The organism is Streptomyces caelestis, from assembly GCF_001279005.1.
Lineage (GTDB): Bacteria > Actinomycetota > Actinomycetes > Streptomycetales > Streptomycetaceae > Streptomyces > Streptomyces heliomycini.
Genome location: NZ_LGCN01000251.1, coordinates 152,582 through 172,215 on the forward strand (window position 1 = coordinate 152,582; position 19,634 = coordinate 172,215).

The following is a 19,634-nucleotide window of genomic DNA, read 5'->3' on the forward strand; positions in this document are numbered from 1 at the left end:
CTCGTCATGCGGCTCAGTCCTCGCCGAGGTAGGCCTTGCGGACGGACTCGTCGTGGAGGAGGTCCCGTCCGGTGCCGGAGAGGACGATCTTGCCGACCTCCATGACGTGACCGTGGTCGGCCAGGGAGAGGGCGGCCTGGGCGTTCTGCTCGATGAGCAGGATGGTGGTGCCCTGGGACTTCAGTTCGGCGATGGTCGCCATGATCTTCTGCATCATGATCGGTGAGAGGCCCATGGAGGGTTCGTCGAGCATGAGCAGTTTGGGCCGGGACATCAGGGCCCTTCCCATGGCGAGCATCTGCTGCTCGCCGCCGGAGAGGGTGCCCGCGGCCTGCTTGCTGCGTTCCCCGAGGATGGGGAAGAGGTCGTAGGCGCGTTTGATGTCCTTCTCGATGCCTTCCTTGTCGCTGCGGAGGTAGGCGCCGAGGCGGAGGTTGTCCTCGATGGTCATGCGGGGGAAGATGTGCCGCCCCTCGGGGGAGTGGGCGAGTCCCAGGGACACGATCTTGTGCGCCGGGATCTTCTTCAGCGACTGGCCGTCGAAGGTGATCCGGCCGGAGAGCGGCTGGAGCAGCCCGGACAGGGTCCGGAGCGTGGTGGTCTTGCCGGCGCCGTTGGTGCCGATGAGGGTGACGACCTCGCCCGCGTCGACCTTGAACGAGATGCCCTTGACGGCCTCGATCTTGCCGTAGGCGACCCTGAGGTCCTCGACCTCCAGCAGTGCGGTCACTTGTCGTCCCCTTCTGTGGTGCTGTGCGCCTCGGCGGCTTCGACCTCGGCGGCTTCCTCCTGGCCGGGGGCGCCTTCGAAGGGGGTGCCGAGGTAGGCGGCGATGACGCGTTCGTCGGCCTGGACCACTTCGGCGGGTCCTTCGACGATCTTCTCGCCCTGGACGAGGACGGCCACCCGGTCGCAGAGGTTCATGATGAACCGGATGTCGTGCTCGATGACGAGTACGGCGATGCCCTGGTCGCGGATGGCGAAGATGAGCTCTTCGGCCGCGCGGGTCTCCTGCGGGTTCATGCCCGCGGTGGGCTCGTCCAGGAGGAGCAGGCCCGGTTCGCTGGCGAGGGCGCGGGCGATTTCGAGCTTGCGCTGTTCGCCGTAGGGCAGGTTGCGGGCGAGGTGGTCGGCCTTGGCGGCGAGGCCGGTGAACTCCAGGAGTTCCATGGCCCGTTCGCGGGAGGCTTCTTCGGCCTTCTTGAAGCCGGGCAGGCGCAGCAGGGCGGACCAGAGGCCCTCCTTGGTGCGGGTGTGCCGGCCGACGAGCACGTTCTCCAGGACGGTCATGTTGGCGAAGAGCCGGATGTTCTGGAAGGTGCGCGCGATGCCGGCCTGGGTGACCAGGTGCGGCTTGGGCGGCAGGACGGTGCCCTTGTAGGAGACCTTGCCCTCGGTGGGGACGTACAGGCCGGTGAGGCAGTTGAAGAAGGTGGTCTTGCCGGCGCCGTTGGGTCCGATGAGGCCGACGATCTCGCCGCTGTTGACGGTGAGGTCGACGGAGCGCACCGCGGTGAGGCCGCCGAAGCGCATGGTGACGTCGGTGGCGTCGAGGACGGTCGTGGTGGTGGGTGCGGTGGTGGTCATGGTGGTCACGCCCCTGCCTTCGCGACGCCGGTCGCGCCGTCGGGGAGCGGCTTGTCGTCCGGTACGTCGAGCTGTCCGGTGTCGTGGAACTCGAGCTGCTTCCTGCGGTCGGCGACCAGCCCTTCGGGGCGGAAGCGCATGAGGAGCATGAGCGCGATGCCGAAGAGGAGCAGCTGGTACTCCGCCATGAACTGGAGCTTGGCCGGGATCAGGTAGAGCAGTGCGGCGCCGATGAGGGGACCGCTGATGGTGCCCATGCCGCCGAGGATCACGGCGGCGAGGAGGAAGGCCGAGTTCGGCGGCACGGAGCCAGCGAACTGGTACTGCTCGGGGGTGACGCTGTAGGACACGTGGGCCTGGACGGTGCCGGCGAGGCCGGCCAGGCAGGCGCCGAGGGCGAAGGCGAGGAGCTTGAGGCGGAAGCCGTTGATGCCCATGGCGGTGGCGGCGGTCTCGTCCTCGCGGATGGCGACCCAGGCGCGGCCGATGCGGGATTCCGCGGAGCGGCGGAAGACCATGACGACGACGGCCGTGAACAGCAGCATCAGCAGGTAGTAGTTGCCGGAGCGGGTGAGCTCGTGGCCGAGGACGTCGTGCGGCAATCCCAGGTTGAATCCGAAGATCTCCAGGTCGGGGATGTTCGGGATGCCGTTGGAGCCGTTGGTGACGTCGGGTCCGCTGTTGCCGTTGAGGTTGTTCATGGTGATGCGGAAGATCTCGCCGAAGCCGAGCGTCACGATGGCGAGGTAGTCGCCGCGCAGTCGCAGGGTCGGTGCGCCGATCACCACGCCGAAGATCAGCGAGGCGATGGCGCCGGTGAGGACGGCCGCCCAGAACGGGAAGTGCACGCCGATGCTCGACTGGGGGGAGCCGGAGACCAGGGCGGCGGCGTAGGCGCCGACGCCGAGGAAGGCGACGTATCCGAGGTCGAGGAGGCCGGCGAGGCCGACGACGACGTTGAGGCCCAGGGCGACCGTGGCGAAGATCAGGATGTTCGCGCCGATGAGGGCGAATTGGTCGTTGCTCTGGGTGAAGGGGAAGCAGATCGCGGCGGCGAAAGCGGCCGCGAGGGTGACGTTGCGGTGCTTGGCGGTGAGCGCCGAGAGCCGCTTGAGGAGCCCCGCGCGGATGACGGCCGTGAAGCCGAACGCGGCGATGATCAGGAAGCCGATGAACAGTTCGGAGTACTCGGTGCCGATGCCGTACGCGAAGACGTACAGACCGGCGCCGAAGCCGGCGGCGATGACGAGGATCTCGGCCCAGGAGGGCAGGTCCTTGGCGCGGCCGGGCTCGGGGGCGGTGAGGGAGTGGCGGATCCGGCCCCACAGGCCCGGGTGCGGTTCATCGGCGTCGTACGGCTGGTCGGCGGGGAGGCCGAGGGCGCCGATGACGACGACGAGGGCGCCGATGCCGGAGACCCAGGCGCCGGGTTCGAGGTTGACGAGGCCGCCGAGCTCCTGGCTGATGGCGCCCATGGCGTAGCCGGTGGTGCCGAGGACGCCGAGGGCGCTCAGCAGGACGGGGCTGTTGGTGCCGCCGGGGGTGAGCCAGCCCAGTCCGCGGATGCCGTAGCCGGACAGGGCGAACAGCAGGGTGAGGAGAGAGCCGACGAGGGTGAGGACCTGCAGGCCGCCGGGGTAGCCGGTGACGGTGAGGTCGCCGGGGAACTCGTCGGTCCAGGTCCAGGCGAGGAAGGTGCCGACGAAGGCGACGGCGGAGCCGGCGACGGTGATCGCGCGCGCCGCGGTGGGCGGCAGCGGGACGACCGGGGCGGCCGGTGCCGTGGCCGCCGTGGTGGTGGCGGTGGTGGGAGTCTTCGTGGTCATGGGTATCACGCCCGATCCGCGACGCGTTCGCCGAGCAGGCCTTGTGGCCGGAAGAGCAGGACGAGGATGAGCAGGGCGAAGGCCCAGACGTCCTTCCAGGCGCCGCCGCCGAAGAGGTCCATGCCGGGGACGTTGGCGATGTAGCCGGTGGCGAGGGCCTCGGCGACGCCGAGGACGATGCCGCCGAGCATGGCGCCGTAGATGTTGCCGATGCCGCCGAGGACGGCGGCGGTGAAGGCCTTGAGGCCCATCAGGAAGCCCATCCGGAAGCCGACCTGGCCGTTCTTGAGGCCGTAGGCGACGGCGGCGATCGCGGCGAACGCGGCGCCGATGGCGAACGCCATCACGATGATGCGGTCGGTGTTGACGCCCATCAGCTTGGCGGTGTCGGGGTCCTGGGCGGTGGCCTGCATGCCGCGCCCGGAGCGGGTCTTCGACACGAAGAGGCCGAGGGCGATCATGCACAGTGGGGCGGCGATGATGACGAAGAGGTCACCGCGCTGGATCGTGGCGCCGAAGACGTCGAAGGGGGCGCCGTCGAACTGCGGGAAGGACCGGTCCTTCTTCGCCTCCGGGTACCACATCCACACGATCTGCTGGAGGACGATGGACAGGCCGATGGCGGTGATCAGTGGGGCCAGTCGTGGTGCGCCGCGCAGGGGCCGGTAGGCGAAGCGTTCCGCTGCGGTGGCGAAGGCGACCGAGACGATGACGCCGCCGAGGATCATGAGCGGGATGGCTGCGCCGAGGGCGAAGCCGTCGGGGAGTATGAGGAACACGGTGAGGGCCCCGAAGCCCCCGACCATGAAGATCTCGCCGTGGGCGAAGTTGATGAGCTGGACGATGCCGTAGACCATCGTGTAGCCGATCGCGATGAGTCCGTACATCGCGCCGAGGATGAGTCCATTGGCCAGCTGTTGCGGCAGTTCGTTCACCGCAGGGCCTCCGTGGAGTGGTTCGGATATGGCGCCGCGCGGGAGCGCTGGTGGGCGCTCCCGCGCGGCCTGGGGTCAATGTGTGAGGGGAATGTCCTCCGGTGTGGGTCCCCTCGCTCAGTCCACCTTGGGCGAGGCGCTGTACTCGGGCGCCCACGCGTTGCCCTTGACCTTGTAGGCGGTCATCAGGGTGTTGGTGGTGTCACCGAACTCGTCGAAGGAGATGGTGCCGGTGACGCCGTCGAACTTGACCTTGCTCATGGAGTCCAGGACGACCTTGCGGGCGTCGGTCGGGACCTTGCCGTCGTTGCCGTCGACGGCCAGCTTGATGGCCTCGATGATCGACCAGGTGGCGTCGTAGGTGAGGCCGCCGTAGGCCTCGTACGTGTCCTCGAAGTTCTCGGCCTCGTAGTTCGCGATGAACTCCTTGGCGGAGGGGAGCTTTTCGACCGGCTTGCCCACGGAGGTGGCGAGGTCGCCCTCGGCCTTCTTGTTGAGCTTCGGGAACTCGCCGGAGTAGATGCCGTCGCCGCCCATCAGCGGGATGTTCTGGCCGCTGTCCTTGAGCTGCTGGCTCAGCGGGGCGGCGGCCGGGTACTCGCCGCCGTAGTAGAGGGCCTCGGCACCGGTCCTCTTGATCTTGGCGACGACGGCGTTGAAGTCGCGGTCCTCGGGGTTGATGTGGTCGGCGCCGACGATCTTGCCACCGAGCTTGGTGAAGTTCGTCCTGAAGGAGGCGGCCAGGCCCGCCCCGTAGGTCTTCTGGTCGTCGATCAGGTAGACCTTCTTCTTGCCGGCCTTGGTGTAGAGGTACTCGGCGGCGAAGGCACCCTGGATCTCGTCCGTGGTGGCGGTGCGGAAGAAGGTCTTGAACTGGCGGACCGAGTCGCCGGTCTTCCAGCCGTCGCCCTGGGTCAGCTCGGTGCCGGTGTTGGCCGGGGAGACCTGGACCAGGCCGGCGTCGTTGAACGGCTTCTGCATCTGCTGGGAGACGCTGGAGTTCAGCGGGCCCACGACGCCGAGGACGTCCTTGTTGCTGATGAACTTCTGGGCGTTCTGCTGGCCGACGGAGGGCTGCGCCTGGTCGTCGAGGGGCTCGAGCTCGAACTCGACTCCCTTGACGTACCCCTCCTTGTTGGCCGTCTTCACGGCGAGCTCGGCGGAGTTGCGCATGCCGAGTCCGAGGGCCGACAGGTCGCCGGTCAGCGGGGCGTCGATGCCGATCACGACAGTGGTCTTGTCGCCGCCGCCACTGCCGTTGCTGCTGTCGTCGTCGCGCGACCCACATGCGGTGAGGGTGAGCGATCCCGCCGCGAGTGCGGCGGTGAGGGCGATGAGCGAACGTTGACGCACGATCCAGTCCTTTCCCCTGACGGCCGCTCCCTGATGGAAATGGCCGAGTCGAGCGCTGGGCCGACGTGACAATCGGGCTGGCGCGGTGACTGGCGGTGACTCTAAGCGCGTGGGGGGAATGTGGAGGAGGGTCTGGCCAAGGCTGTGACTCTCTTGTTATGACACGACGTATTGCAGAGCGGTACTTCCTGGGGGGAACGGCGGAATTCTCGCCGTTTTGCCCTGTCCGGATGGTGAGAAACCGCAGGACCTGGCGCGGTGTGTTCAGGTGTATCGAGGGTTTTGGTAATGACTCGAACTCGTCGCTGGAGGCGGCTTGCGGGGCCCGTGGGGAGGGGTCCCGCCCCTGTGGTCCACAGGGGCGGGGCGGGGGCCGTATTGCGCGCGTATTACACAGAGTTACGCCGAGGAAAGGAGTTCCGGCGTTTCGGTGCTTTCTCTCATTTCGCCGCGGATGGGGTGACGGGAGGGGGCGCGTGAGGTATGGGGGGCGGAGGATGAATTCCGTGCAATGGCCACCTAGAGAGGGGATTCCATGCCGGCCCGGATGGTGAATCTGAAGTTCCGCATTTTCCGTTCATGGGCGCTGGCCTGCGCGTTTTCATCAACCGCCGGGTGGAATCACGGTTACTGTGACGACCCGTCGGCCTGTCCGTCGGTCGGCCCGTCGCCGTAGCGTCGGCCGATGAGTCCCCAGGGTGTCCAACGGTCAGTCGGCTTCCGTGCTTCTCGGGCGCCCTGACGCTTCTTGACGGGACGTGCGACGTTCGTGGCGGTGCACGGAACGTCGTACCGTCGGTCGGCCGTCGCGAGGCACGTCACGAGCGCCGCCAGGAGGCGCGTCGGAGGGGCCCCTGCCGTTCCGCGCCCGCACGGCAGGGCGGCCCGCGCCCCTACGGCGACGGGGGTGCGGGGCGGACGCTCCTGGCACCCCCGACGGCCGTCAGCCCGCCGCCCGTTCCCCGTCGCCGGGCCGGACGTCCCGCAGCAGGCAGGTCAGCCGCGCGGTGCACACCCGCTTGTCCGCCTCGTCGGTGATGACGATCTCGTACGTCGCCGTGGACCGCCCCCGGTGCACCGGGGTGGCGACCCCGGTGACCAGGCCGGAGCGGACGCCGCGGTGATGCGTGCAGTTGAGGTCGACGCCGACGGCGATCCTGGAGCTGCCGCCGTGCAGCATCGACCCCACCGACCCCAGCGTCTCGGCCAGCACGGCGGAGGCGCCGCCGTGCAGCAGCCCGTACGGCTGGGTGTTGCCCTCCACCGGCATCGTCCCGACGACCCGCTCCGCCGACGCCTCCAGGATCTGCACGCCCATCCGCGTGCCCAGGTGACCCGCCGAGAACAGCGCCGGCAGGTCCACACCGAGCGCGGCGTACTCGTCGACGACCTCCTGCGGGAACGTCACCTGCTGCTGCTCTCCCATGGGCCCGGCTCCTTCGTCGTGCGTCGGTACGGCTGTCTGCTGAGCGAACGCTCAGTCGGTCGCCGATTGTTCCAGACGCACCACGACGGACTTGCCGGCCGGGGTGTTGCTGGTGTCCGCGGTGGCGTCCAGCGGCACCAGGACGTTCGTCTCCGGGTAGTACGCCGCCGCACAGCCCCGCGCCGTCGGATAGCGCACGACGCGGAACCCGGGCGCCCTGCGCTCCACACCGTCCTTCCACTCGCCGACCAGATCGACGTAATCGCCGTCCGCGAGCCGCAGCTCCCGTGCGTCCTCGGGGTTGACCAGCACCACGCGGCGGCCGTTCCTGATGCCCCGGTAACGGTCGTCGAGACCGTAGATCGTGGTGTTGTACTGGTCGTGCGAGCGCAGCGTCTGCAGCAGCAGCCGCCCCTTCGGCAGCTCGGGGTACTCCACCGGCGCGGCGGTGAAGTTGGCCTTGCCGGTGGCGGTGGGGAAGCGACGCTCGTCGCGCGGGGCGTGGGGGAGGGCGAAGCCCCCGGGGCGGGCCACGCGCGCGTTGAAGTCCTCGAAGCCGGGGACCACCCGCGCGATGCGGTCGCGGATCGTCGCGTAGTCCTTCTCGAACTCCTCCCACGGCACCGTGTCGTCCTCGCCGAGGACGCGGCGGGCCAGCCGGCACACGATGGCCGGCTCCGACAGCAGCTGCCCGCTCGCCGGTTCCAGGCGCCCGCGCGAGGCGTGCACCATGCCCATGGAGTCCTCGACCGTCACGAACTGCTCGCCGCCGTCCTGCAGATCGCGCTCCGTGCGGCCGAGCGTCGGCAGGATCAGGGCGCGTGCGCCCGTGACGGTGTGCGAGCGGTTCAGCTTGGTCGACACGTGCACCGTCAGCCGGGCCCGGCGCATCGCGGCCTCGGTGACCTCCGTGTCGGGGGAGGCGGAGACGAAGTTGCCGCCCATGGCGAAGAAGACCTTCGCCTTCCCGTCGCGCAGGGCGCGGATGGCCCGTACGACGTCGAAGCCGTGCTCGCGCGGGGGCGCGAAGCCGAACTCCTTCCCCAGGGCGTCCAGGAACGCGGGCGCGGGCCGCTCGAAGATGCCCATGGTGCGGTCGCCCTGCACGTTGGAGTGACCGCGCACCGGGCACACGCCCGCACCGGGACGGCCGATGTCGCCGCGCAGCAGGAGGAAGTTGACGATCTCGCGGATCATGGGCACGGAGTGCTTGTGCTGGGTGAGCCCCATCGCCCAGCACACGATGGTGCGCTTCGACGCGAGGACCATCCGCAGACACCGCTCGATGTCCCCGCGCGTGAGGCCGGTCGCGGTGAGCGTCTCGTCCCAGTCGGCGGCGCGCGCGGCCTCGGCGAACTCCTCGTAGCCGTGCGTGTGGTCGCGTACGAACTCCTCGTCGACCGCGCCGGGGGTGTCGAGGATCAGCTTGTTGAGGAGGCGGAAAAGGGCCTGGTCGCCGCCGAGGCGGATCTGCAGGAACAGATCGGTCAGGGCGGTGCCGGTGGTGAGTCCCTTGGCGGTCTGCGGGTTCTTGAAGCGCTCCAGGCCCGCCTCCGGCAGCGGGTTGACGCTGATGATCCGCGCACCGTTCGCCTTGGCCTTCTCCAGGGCGGACAGCATGCGCGGATGGTTGGTGCCGGGGTTCTGGCCGGCGACGATGATCAGGTCGGCCTGGTACAGGTCCTCCAGCAGGACGCTGCCCTTGCCGACGCCGATCGTCTCCGACAGGGCCGAGCCGGACGACTCGTGGCACATGTTGGAGCAGTCGGGCAGGTTGTTGGTGCCCAGCCGGCGGGCGAACAGCTGGTAGAGGAAGGCGGCCTCGTTGCTGGTGCGCCCGGAGGTGTAGAAGACGGCCTCGTCCGGGGAGGAGAGGGCGGCGATCTCCTCGGCGACGATGCCGAAGGCCCGCTCCCAGGTGACCGGCTCGTAGTGCTCGCCGCCCTCGGGCAGGTACATGGGGTGCGTCAGCCGGCCCTGCTGCCCCAGCCAGTAACCGCTGCGGTCGGACAGGTCGGCGACGGAGTGCGCGGCGAAGAACTCCGGGGTGACCCGGCGCAGGGTGGCCTCCTCGGCCACGGCCTTCGCCCCGTTCTCGCAGAACTCCGCGCGGTGCGGGTGCTCCGGCTCCGGCCAGGCGCACCCCGGGCAGTCGAAGCCGTTCTTCTGGTTCACGCCGAGCAGCGTCAGCGCCGTCCGCTTCACGCCCATCTGCCGCTGGGCCATGCGCAGGGTGTGCCCGACCGCCGGCAGCCCCGCGGCCGCGTGCTGCACCCCGCCGACCTGCGGCGCGTCCTGAACCGGATCCCCCTTGGGCGGTTTCGCTGCCATCGCGCACTCCTGTTCCACATACACGTATGAGGTGGGCCCCCGATCCTGCCACGCCCTCACAGCCCGTCCGGCGTTCGAGGACGAGGCCCGTTCAGGGCCGAAAGGGGGGTCCGGGGGCGCAGCCCCCAGGAACGGGAAGGGACGGGGCGGAGGGGGCGAATCGACCCCGCGACCCGCGCCCGCCCTCCACTGTCGGTGCCACGTGGCAGGATCGGACACGTGGCAGACACAGCATCGAAGAAGACCGACCAGTCCCCCGCCGGCCCCCGCCCCCGCCTGATGCTCATGGACGGGCACTCCCTGGCGTACCGCGCGTTCTTCGCGCTGCCCGCGGAGAACTTCACCACCGCGACGGGCCAGCCGACGAACGCGATCTACGGCTTCGCGTCGATGCTGGCCAACACCCTCCGTGACGAGGCGCCCACCCACTTCGCCGTCGCCTTCGACGTCTCCCGCAAGACGTGGCGCTCGGAGGAGTTCACCGAGTACAAGGCGAACCGCTCCAAGACCCCGGACGAGTTCAAGGGGCAGGTGGAGCTGATCGGCGAGTTGCTCGACGCGATGCACGCCGACCGCTTCGCCGTCGAGGGGTTCGAGGCGGACGACGTCATCGCCACCCTCGCCACCCGGGCCGAGGCCGAGGGCTTCGAGGTGCTGATCGTCACCGGCGACCGGGACTCCTTCCAGCTGGTCTCCGAACACACCACGGTGCTGTACCCGACGAAGGGCGTCTCCGAGCTGACCCGGTTCACCCCGGAGAAGGTCGTCGAGAAGTACGGTCTCACCCCCGCGCAGTACCCCGACTTCGCGGCGCTGCGCGGCGACCCGTCGGACAACCTGCCCGGCATCCCCGGCGTCGGCGAGAAGACGGCCGCGAAGTGGATCAACCAGTTCGGTTCCTTCGCCGAGCTGGTCGAGCGCGTCGACGAGGTCAAGGGCAAGGCCGGGCAGAACCTGCGCGACCACCTGGAGGCGGTCAAGCTCAACCGCCGCCTCACCGAGCTGGAGCGTGCGGTCGAGCTGCCCAAGGGCGTCCTCGACCTGGAGCGGACCGCCTACGACCGCAAGGCCGTGACGATGATCCTGGACACCCTGGAGATCAGGAACCCGTCGCTGCGGGAACGGCTGTTCGCCGTCGACCCGGGCGCGGAGGAGGCCGAGGCCGCTCCGGTCGTCGCGGCCGGCGTGGAGCTGGACGGCACGGTGCTGGGCACCGGCGAGCTGACCGGCTGGCTCACCGAGCACGGCGCCGGCCCGCTCGGCGTCGCCACGGTCGACACCTGGGCCCTGGGCGCCGGCTCGGTCGCCGAGGTCGCGCTGGCCACGTCCGCCGGGCCGGCCGCCTGGTTCGACCCGTCCGAGCTGGACGAGGCCGACGAGCGGGCGCTCACGGCCTGGCTCGCCGACGCGGACCGGCCCAAGGTGTTCCACAACGCCAAGGGCGCGATGCGGGTCTTCGCCGAGCACGGCTGGACCATCGAGGGCGTCACCATGGACACCGCGCTCGCCGCGTACCTGGTGAAGCCGGGCCGCCGCTCCTTCGACCTGGACGCGCTGTCCCTGGAGTACCTGCACCGCGAGCCGGCGCCCGCCGCCGCACCCGACGGCCAGCTGGCCTTCGGCGCGGACGAGGGCGCCCAGGCCGAGGCGCTGATGATGCAGGCCCGCGCCGTCCTCGACCTGGGCGAGGCCTTCGAAGGCCGCCTGGCGGAGGTGGGCGCGGCGGACCTGCTCCGCGACATGGAGCTGCCCACGTCCGCGTTGCTCGCCCGCATGGAGCGGCACGGCATCGCGGCCGACCGGGAGCACCTCCAGGAGATGGAGCGGATGTTCGCGGGCGCCGTGCAGCAGGCGGTGAAGGAGGCGCACGCGGCGGCGGGGCACGAGTTCAACCTGGGTTCGCCCAAGCAGCTCCAGGAGGTCCTCTTCGGCGAGCTGGCCCTGCCGAAGACGAAGCGGACGAAGACCGGTTACACCACGGACGCCGACGCCCTGGCCTGGCTCGCCACGCAGACCGACAACGAACTGCCGGTGATCATGCTCCGCCACCGTGAGCAGGCGAAGCTGCGCGTGACCGTCGAGGGACTGATCAAGACCATCGCCGCGGACGGCCGCATCCACACCACGTTCAACCAGACCGTCGCCGCGACGGGCCGGCTGTCCTCGACGGACCCCAACCTGCAGAACATCCCGGTCCGCACGGACGAGGGCCGCGCGATCCGCCGCGGCTTCGTGGTCGGCGAGGGCTTCGAGTCGCTCCTCACCGCCGACTACAGCCAGATCGAACTGCGCGTGATGGCCCACCTCTCCGAGGACGCCGGCCTGATCGAGGCGTTCACCTCGGGCGAGGACCTGCACACCACGGCGGCGGCACAGGTGTTCTCGGTCGAGCGGTCCGCGGTGGACGCGGAGATGCGCCGCAAGATCAAGGCGATGTCGTACGGGCTGGCGTACGGGCTGTCGGCCTTCGGCCTCTCCCAGCAGCTGAACATCGAGGCGGCGGAGGCACGCGCCCTGATGGACGCGTACTTCGAGCGCTTCGGAGGCGTACGGGACTATCTGCGCCGGGTCGTCGACGAGGCCCGGGCGACCGGCTACACGGCGACGCTCTTCGGCCGCCGCCGTTACCTGCCCGACCTCAACAGCGACAACCGCCAGCGTCGCGAGGCGGCGGAGCGCATGGCGCTGAACGCGCCGATCCAGGGCACGGCGGCGGACATCGTCAAGATCGCCATGCTGAACGTGGACCGGGCGCTGCGCGAGGCGGACCTGCGCTCCCGCATGCTCCTCCAGGTCCACGACGAAATCGTCCTGGAGCTGGCCCCCGGCGAACGCGCCGCGGTGGAGGAACTGGTCCGCCGGGAGATGTCCACCGCGGTCCGGCTCCGAGTCCCCCTGGGCGTCTCGGTGGGCGCGGGCCCCGACTGGGAGTCGGCGGCGCACTGACCCGCCGGAGGTGAGGAGCGGGGCCGGGACGCCCGGCCCCGCCCACCTCGCGACGGGACCCCGCCCCCTGCTCCCGCCGCGGCGGCGAGCACCACGACGGCACGGTCCGGCGGCGCCGGGCGTGCCCGTCCCCCTCGGGGCGCCGCGCACGCCCGCCGCGGCCCCGGAGGGAGCGTTCACTCGCGTGGCCCCCGCGGGAAAGCCGCCGTGCTGCTCGCCCGACAGGATGCGACGCATGGGCATACGCGTGCTTCACCGCAGAGCGGCACCCCCGCGTCCCGGCGGACACACGGTGTTCCCGCCGGTTCCGGTCTTCGCGGCCGCCGCAAGTACCGCCCGCGCCCCCGCCACCCTCGCGACCGCGCTGCGCGGCGCCATGGCGGACCTCGGCCGCCGTATCGCCGACGGCCGCCGGAGAGCCACCCGCACCCCCACCGCCGCAGGCCCCGCGGGCGGGCCGCCGCCGTGGCGGCTGTGGGCCGAGCTGGCCCGCGCCCGCCTCGCCCTCGCGCTCACCCTGCGGCCCCGCACCCGCCCGGTCCGCACCGTCACCGTGTTCGTCGCGGCGAGCGACCCCCTCAGCGTGCGCCCGTACGGCTCGGCCGCCGCGTACCGCCGCCCGCCGGAACCTCCGCGGCCGGACGCCACGCCCTGACGGCCGCCGCGTACAGCGGCAGCGCGAGGACCAGCCCCGCGCCCGCACCGAAGCACACCGTCGGAATCAGTTCCCAGGGCCTCGCGGTCACGTCCCCGTGGGCCCACCACCGCGCGGCCCGCTGCACCGCCCCCGCCACCGCGCCCCCGCCGAGCAGCGCGACGGCCCACCACCGGTCCCCGACGGACAGCGGGGGAACCCCCGAGGGCCCGGCGTCGCCCGGCGCCCGCCGCAGCGCCCGCAGCACGAACAGCGCGACGACGACCGCGGCCACCGCCGAACCGCCGTACTGCAGGTACCAGTACAGCGGCGACCCCGCCACCTCCTCGCCCAGCACGGGAAACACCCGCGTCCCCCACCGGTCGAGGTGCGTGAACGCGTCCCAGACCACATGCGTCGACGCCCCCACCACGGCGGAGACGTACCAGCGCGCCACCAGCGCCGGCCGCGGCCGCGCACGCGGCGCCCCGCAGCGCAGCAGCGCCGCCGCCCGCCCCCGCCGGGCCCGCGGCAACAGCGCCACCAGCGGTTCGCGCACCAGCAGCCACAGTCCCACCAGCGCCCAGGCGATGAGCACGTCGACCGTGAACACGCCCCGGAACGCGTGGGTGACGTCGCCGAACTCCATCGCCCCCGACAGGACACTCGCCGCGTAATAGGTCATGTCGGGAGCGAAGCTGCCCGCGACCAGCACGGCGGGAACCAGAGGGCCCCGCCCGCTCCCGTCCGTGCGCACGGCGGGCAGCACCGCCGCCGCATGGCTCAGCGTGAACGGCAACGCGGCTCCTCATGACAGGGGTTGACCGGCCCGCGGGCCCACCCGACCGGCGGACCCCAAGTATGCGGGACGCCCCGTGCCGGCCTCCCGCCGCACGGGAACGTGGCCAAGCGGTGAATATCGGGCATGAACGGGTGTCCGGGCAAAGGAAGTTGTCGTAGGGTCGCGAGGGCCGTCGTGCCGGATGCCCACAGGAGGGCAACCAGTGGGGCGGGCGGATCGTCACACCAGGGCGAACACGACACAGGCTGACGGACGTCACGGCGTTCACGGGAGGGGTTCACTCTATGGCGGCGCAATTCGGCAGGAGGCTGTGCAAGGGAGTGACGACCACCGCCGTCGCCGCGGCGGCGGTCGCGGCCCTGGCCGCCTCCCAGGCTCCGGGCGTGACCACCGACGACCAGGGCAGACGGACCACCTCGGACGCCACGCCCTCGCCCGAGGAGACCGCCGACGCCGCCGGCGCGACCGGCAACTCGCCGTACTACACGGACCTGCCGCCGCTCAACAGCCCCCGCCCCGCCCCGTCCGCGAGCACCGGAACGGACGTGTCCGGCGTGACCGAGGCCGGCATACCCGCGACCGTCCTCGACGCCTACAAGAAGGCCGAGGCCGCGCTGCGCGAGAAGAGGCCCGGCTGCAACCTGCCCTGGCAACTGCTCGCCGCCATCGGCAAGGTGGAGTCAGGCCAGGCCCGCGGCGGACGCGTCGACGCCGACGGCACCACCCTCTCGCCCATCCTGGGCCCCCAGCTCGACGGCAACGGCTTCGCCCTCATCAAGGACACCGACAACGGCGCCTACGACGGCAACAGCTCCTACGACCAGGCCGTCGGCCCCATGCAGTTCATCCCCTCCACCTGGGAGTGGGCGGGCCGCGACGGCAACGGCGACGGCCGTGAGGACCCCAACAACATCTACGACGCCGCCCTCGCCGCCGGCCACTACCTGTGCCGCTTCGACTGGGACCTGTCCGACCAGCGCGACCTCGACAAGGCGATCCTCAGCTACAACAACTCGACGGAGTACCTGAACACCGTCATGACGTGGCTGGAGTACTACCGCAGGGGCACCCACGAGATCCCGGACGGCACCGGCACGCTGCCCGCGGACCGCAGCGACAGCGGCAGCGGCAGCGGCACGGTGTGGCCCTCCCCGGCGACGCCGAGCACGTCGCCCTCGCCGAAGCCCAGCACGAAACCGGCCAAGCCGGCCAAGCCGGGCAAGCCGTCCGGCTCCGCCCCGAGCCCCAAGCCGCCGGCCGACTCCGGCAGCCCGAGCACGCCGCCCGGCACCCCGCCGCCCACCCCCACCGACACGGTGGACCACCTGGAGGACGCGGGCACCGCGACGCTCACCGCGATGGCGGGCGACACGTTCACCGAGCGGATGAGCGCCCGCGCGGAGACGGAGACCGGCAAGGCCGTGGCCAAGGTGCGGATCCGGTTCACCGTCCTCGGCGACACCGACACCACCTTCACCGGCGGCGAGCGCGTGGCCACCGTGGTCACCAACGGCTCGGGCGTCGCCGTGGCCCCCGCGCTCCGGGCGGGCGAGAAGACCGGCCCCGTCGTCGTCCAGGCCACGGTGGTCGGCCGTACGGTCAAGGGCGTCGCCTACAGGGCGACGGTCACCGAGCGCGTCGCCGACACCCTCGTCCGCACCGGCGGCAAGGCGCTCACCTGCACGCCGGGCGGCGAGTTCGCGGACGCGGTCGAGCTGAGGGCCACGTACGAGGGCGCCGCCGCCGACAAGGTGGCCGCCACCGCCACCCTGGTCACGTCGGCCGACGACCCGGCCGCGAACGACAAGGGCCCCTACTTCAAGGGCGCCGACGGCAAGGCCGTCCGCGCCCTGAGCGGCCTGACGACGGACGCGGACGGCCTGCTGAGACTGCCTCAGCTGTACGCGGACGACACCACCGGCACGTTCCTGCTCCGCGTCACCACCGCGGGCGGGGCGACCGCCACGGTCGAACTGACCGTGGCGGCGGCCGAGACGGAGTCCCCGGCCCCGGCCCCGTCCACGCCCGCGTCCCCGGCCCCGTCCGCCGACCCGGCGGCGGGCCCCGCCGCCTGACGGCACGCGGTACCGGTCACCGCCGGAGCCGGGCGTTGGTGTGCCGGGTCGGCTCGGCGGTGGCCGGATCCTCCGGCCACGGGTGCTTGGGGTAGCGCCCGCGCAGTTCGGCCCGTACGCCCCGGTAGCCGTCCCGCCAGAACGAGGCGAGGTCGGCGGTCACGGCGGCGGGGCGTCCGGCCGGGGACAGCAGGTGCACCAGCAGCGGCGCCCCGGCCACCCGCGGCGACTCCTGGAGCCCGAACATCTCCTGCAGCTTCACGGCGAGCACCGGCCGCTCCGGGTCGGAGTAGTCGATCCGGATCGCGGACCCACTGGGTACGGTGATCCGCTCGGGGGCGAGTTCGTCGAGCCGCAGGGCCTCGCCGGAGGCCCACGGCAGCAGCCGCGCGAGCGCCTGCCCGGCGTCGATCCGCGCGAGATCGGCCCGCCGCCGGGCACGGCTCAGCTCCGGCTCCAGCCACTCCTCCACGCGCGCGTGCAGCGCCTCGTCGGAGACGTCGGGCCACGGCTCACCGAGCCGGCCGCGCAGGAAGGCCAGCCGCTGCCGCAGTGCGGCCGCCCCGGCCGGCCACCGCAGCAGCCCGAACCCCTCCCGCCGCAACCCGTCCAGCAGCGCGGCCCGTACGAGCGAGGGGGCGGCGCCGGGGTACGGCCGTACGGCCACCTCCACCGCCCCGAGCCGTTCGACCCGCCGCGCGACGACGTCCCCGTCGCTCCAGCCCACTTCGTCCCGGTGCTCCAGCAACGCCCCCGCCGCGATCCGCGCGACCTCCTCGTCGACCACGCCCCCGAGCCGTACGCGCGCGTGCCCCCGCCCCACGGGCCGGTCGGCCACGGCGACGGCGATCCACTCGGCCCCCCGCAACGGGGACGCCGCCTCCGCCTCGGCCCGCGTCCCACCCGCCATCAGGTGTGAACCGCCCTCCGCGCGGGCCACCCGCTCGGGAAAGGCCAGCGCGGCGACGAACCCGACCCGCCGCTCCTCCCCGCCCTCGATCACGGGCCGGGAGTCCGGCAGGGGCGCACGGGCCCCGGCTCCCTTTGCCCGCGGAAGCCGGGAACCCCCGGACGTCCGCGACGCCACCGACCCGTCGTCCCCGTCGGCCGACGCCCCGGGCGAGACCGGTGCGGGTGCGTCCGGGGCGCCGTCCGGGGCGCCCGGCGCCCGGGACGACGTGTCCAGGGCGGGCACGGCCCGGGCGCCGGACCGGTCCGGCACCGGCGGGGAGGTCCGCGAGGGCTCACCCGCGGACTCGGACGCGAGCCCGCGGAGGCGGCCGGCCTCCTTGCGCCAGCGGGCGGCGTACGCGTCGCCGCCGTGCCGGGCGGCCCGCAGCGCGACGGCGAGGTCGTCGCCGTACTCGCGCGGCGGCTCCTCGGAGATCAGGGCGACCACCTCGGCCGCGAGGTCCGGGCCCACCACCGGCGCCGCGTCCAGCAGGGCGCGGCCCAGCCGCGGGTGCAGACCCAGGCGGGCCAGCCGCGCCCCGCGCTCGCCGGCCCGTCCGTCGGGGCCCACCGCCCCGATCGCCGTCAGGACGGAGCGGGCCGCCGCCATCGCCCCGGTGGGCGGGGGGTCCAGCAGCGCCAGCCCCGAGGCGTCCGGATCGCCCCAGCAGGCCGCCTGGAGCGCGAACGCCGTCAGGTCGGCCACCTTGATCTCGGGGGAGGGGAACCGCGGCAGCCGCGCGTCCTCGGCCTCCGTCCAGCACCGGTACACCGTCCCCGGCGCCTCGCGCCCGGCCCGCCCCGCCCGCTGCCGCCCCGCCGCGCGGGAGGCCCGCACGGTCGTCAGCGCGCTGAGCCCCCGGGCGTGGTCCACGCGCGGCTCCCGCGCCAGCCCGCAGTCCACGACCACCCGCACCCCCGGAACCGTCAACGACGACTCCGCGACCGAGGTCGCCAGCACCACCCGGCGCCGCTCCCCGACGGACAGCACCGCGTCCTGCACGGCGGCCGGCGCCCGCCCGTGCACCTGGAGCACGTCGACACCGCCGAGGTCCCCGAGCCGTCCGGCCACGCGGGCGATCTCGCCGACCCCCGGCAGGAACGCCAGCACGTCCCCGTCCCGCTCCGCCAGCGCCCGCCGCACCACCGACGCCACGTGCGTCAGCAGCGCCGGATCGACCCGCGTGCCGTGCGGCGGCCGCACCGCACGCGGGGGAGGCGCCCACACCACGTCCACCGGGAACGCGGCGCCGCGCGCCTGAACCACCGGCGCGCCCCCCAGCAGCCGGGCCCAGCCCTCCGCGTCCGTCGTCGCCGACGCGGCCACCAGCCGCAGCTCCGGGCGCAGCGCCTCGCGCACGTCCCACAGGAACGCCGCCGCCGTGTCCGCGTCCAGATGCCGCTCGTGGCACTCGTCGAGCACCACCACGTCCACCCCGGAGAGCTCCTGGTCGCGCTGGAGGCGCTGGAGGAGCACACCGGTCGTGACGACCTCCACGCGCGTGCGCCGCCCCACCGCCCGCTCCCCGCGCACGGTGAAACCGACCGACCCGCCGACCCGCTCGCCCAGCAGCCACGCCATCCGCCGTGCCGCCGCGCGGGCCGCGATCCGCCGCGGCTCGGCGACCACCACCCGCCGCGCGGGCCCGCCTTCGAGCAGTCCCGCCAGCGCCAGGGGCACCAGGGTCGTCTTGCCGGTGCCGGGCGGCGCCACCAGCACGGCGGTGCCGTGCCGGTCGAGCGCGCCGGTCAGCCCCGGCAGGGCCTCGCGTACGGGAAGGGCGTCCAGGGCGTCGTCACGGATCACGTACTCAGTCCCGTACGCACACGAAGACCGCCGTCCCCGGGATCAGGTTCCCGCGCAGCGGCGACCAGCCGCCCCACTCGGAGGTGTTCCAGGCCGGCCACTCCGGCTCCACCAGGTCCACCAGCCGGAACCCCGAGGCGACGACGTCACGGACGCGGTCCCCGAGCGTCCTGTGGTGCTCCACGTACACCGCGCGGCCCTCGTCGTCCTGCTCGACGTAGGGAGTGCGGTCGAAGTACGACGCGGACACGCTCAGCCCCTCCGGGCCCGGCTCGTCCGGGAACGCCCAGCGGATCGGGTGCGTGACCGAGAAGACCAGCCGGCCGCCGGGCCGCAGCACCCGCCGCACCTCGCGCAGCACCAGCCGCGGATCGGCGACGAAGGGCAGCGCCCCGTAAGCCGAGCAGGCCAGGTCGAAGGAGCCGTCCGCGAACGGCAGCGCGCCCGCGTCGGCGCACACCAGCGGGAACGGCCCGCCGATCCGCAGCGCGTGCTGCAACTGCCGGTGCGAGATGTCCAGCGCCACCGGCCGCGCCCCCTGCGCGGCCAGCCAGCGCGAGCACTGCGCCGCGCCGGCGCCCAGCTCCAGGACGTCCCGTCCCGTCAGCTCCTCCGGCGGACCGAGCAGCTCGGCCTCCACCTCGTCCAGGCCCTCGGGCCCCCACACGAAGCGGTCGTCGCCGAGGAACGTGCCGTGCTCGACCTGGTACTCGTCCGCGTTGCGGTCCCACCAGCCCCGGTTGGCTCGGGAGCTCTCCGCGACGCCGGCCTGCCGCCGGGTCGCCTCCGGTTCGGGCGCTTCGGGCTCTTGGATGATGGGCTCCCTCGTCGTACTCTTCCGTCCAGCCGGACCCCGGCGTGTCGCCGAAGGGTGTTCCTGGCCCCTGCGCGGCCTCGGATGACGGGAATTGTGCCGGTTATACGGCGATCCGCCCCGGGTGGGCGGCTTCGCGCATTGACC

The 19,634-nt window shown here is 72.4% G+C and carries 13 protein-coding genes; 3 read left to right on the forward strand and 10 right to left on the reverse strand.

Features of this window, described 5'->3' with window-relative positions; translation table 11 throughout:
* Nucleotides 1–13: 13 nt before the first annotated feature.
* From ADK41_RS34720 to ADK41_RS34750, 7 genes are all read right to left on the reverse strand, one after another.
* Nucleotides 14–730: an ABC transporter ATP-binding protein gene (locus tag ADK41_RS34720; RefSeq protein WP_030820753.1), complete on the reverse strand. Its 717-nt coding sequence runs from the start codon at nucleotides 728–730 to the stop codon at nucleotides 14–16.
* A complete protein-coding gene (locus ADK41_RS34725; RefSeq protein WP_398790226.1) occupies nucleotides 727–1,587 on the reverse strand; it encodes an ABC transporter ATP-binding protein in 861 nt (286 codons plus the stop codon). The genes ADK41_RS34720 and ADK41_RS34725 overlap by 4 nt, the downstream gene beginning before the upstream one ends.
* Nucleotides 1,588–1,592: 5 nt before the next feature.
* Nucleotides 1,593–3,413: a branched-chain amino acid ABC transporter permease gene (locus ADK41_RS34730; protein WP_030820756.1), complete on the reverse strand. Its 1,821-nt coding sequence runs from the start codon at nucleotides 3,411–3,413 to the stop codon at nucleotides 1,593–1,595.
* Nucleotides 3,414–3,418: 5 nt separating this feature from the next.
* Complete coding sequence (locus tag ADK41_RS34735) at nucleotides 3,419–4,348, reverse strand: branched-chain amino acid ABC transporter permease (protein ID WP_030820758.1); 930 nt, start codon at nucleotides 4,346–4,348, stop codon at nucleotides 3,419–3,421.
* A 117-nt stretch (nucleotides 4,349–4,465) separates the two neighbouring features.
* Nucleotides 4,466–5,701, reverse strand: a complete 1,236-nt coding sequence (locus tag ADK41_RS34740; protein WP_030820760.1) for a branched-chain amino acid ABC transporter substrate-binding protein — start codon at nucleotides 5,699–5,701, stop codon at nucleotides 4,466–4,468.
* 943 nt (nucleotides 5,702–6,644) lie between these two features.
* Nucleotides 6,645–7,127, reverse strand: a complete 483-nt coding sequence (locus ADK41_RS34745; protein WP_030820762.1) for a PaaI family thioesterase — start codon at nucleotides 7,125–7,127, stop codon at nucleotides 6,645–6,647.
* A gap of 51 nt (nucleotides 7,128–7,178) precedes the next feature.
* Entirely contained in the window at nucleotides 7,179–9,458 is a 2,280-nt protein-coding gene (locus ADK41_RS34750; protein WP_030820764.1) for an FdhF/YdeP family oxidoreductase, read from the reverse strand.
* A gap of 219 nt (nucleotides 9,459–9,677) precedes the next feature.
* On the opposite strand from ADK41_RS34750, the gene polA reads away from it, so the two are divergent.
* Together polA and ADK41_RS34760 are read left to right on the forward strand one after the other, a co-directional pair.
* Entirely contained in the window at nucleotides 9,678–12,404 is a 2,727-nt protein-coding gene (gene polA, locus ADK41_RS34755; RefSeq protein ID WP_030820766.1) for a DNA polymerase I, read from the forward strand.
* A 235-nt stretch (nucleotides 12,405–12,639) separates the two neighbouring features.
* Nucleotides 12,640–13,059, forward strand: a complete 420-nt coding sequence (locus ADK41_RS34760; RefSeq protein ID WP_037803554.1) for a hypothetical protein — start codon at nucleotides 12,640–12,642, stop codon at nucleotides 13,057–13,059.
* Here the strand turns inward: ADK41_RS34760 and ADK41_RS34765 are convergent.
* Entirely contained in the window at nucleotides 12,983–13,837 is an 855-nt protein-coding gene (locus ADK41_RS34765) for a DUF4184 family protein (RefSeq protein ID WP_030820770.1), read from the reverse strand. The genes ADK41_RS34760 and ADK41_RS34765 overlap by 77 nt on opposite strands.
* Before the next feature lie 287 nt (nucleotides 13,838–14,124).
* On the opposite strand from ADK41_RS34765, the gene ADK41_RS34770 reads away from it, so the two are divergent.
* The gene (locus tag ADK41_RS34770) at nucleotides 14,125–15,915 is read left to right on the forward strand and encodes a lytic transglycosylase domain-containing protein (protein WP_030820772.1); all 1,791 of its coding nucleotides are present in this window, start codon (nucleotides 14,125–14,127) and stop codon (nucleotides 15,913–15,915) included.
* Between the two features lie 16 nt (nucleotides 15,916–15,931).
* Here the strand turns inward: ADK41_RS34770 and ADK41_RS34775 are convergent, their stop codons facing one another.
* Together ADK41_RS34775 and ADK41_RS34780 are read right to left on the reverse strand one after the other, a co-directional pair.
* Nucleotides 15,932–18,673, reverse strand: a complete 2,742-nt coding sequence (locus ADK41_RS34775) for an ATP-dependent RNA helicase (protein ID WP_030820774.1) — start codon at nucleotides 18,671–18,673, stop codon at nucleotides 15,932–15,934.
* Between the two features lie 4 nt (nucleotides 18,674–18,677).
* Nucleotides 18,678–19,490, reverse strand: coding sequence for a class I SAM-dependent methyltransferase (locus ADK41_RS34780; RefSeq protein ID WP_078661820.1), 813 nt, complete (start codon nucleotides 19,488–19,490; stop codon nucleotides 18,678–18,680).
* Nucleotides 19,491–19,634: the final 144 nt, after the last annotated feature.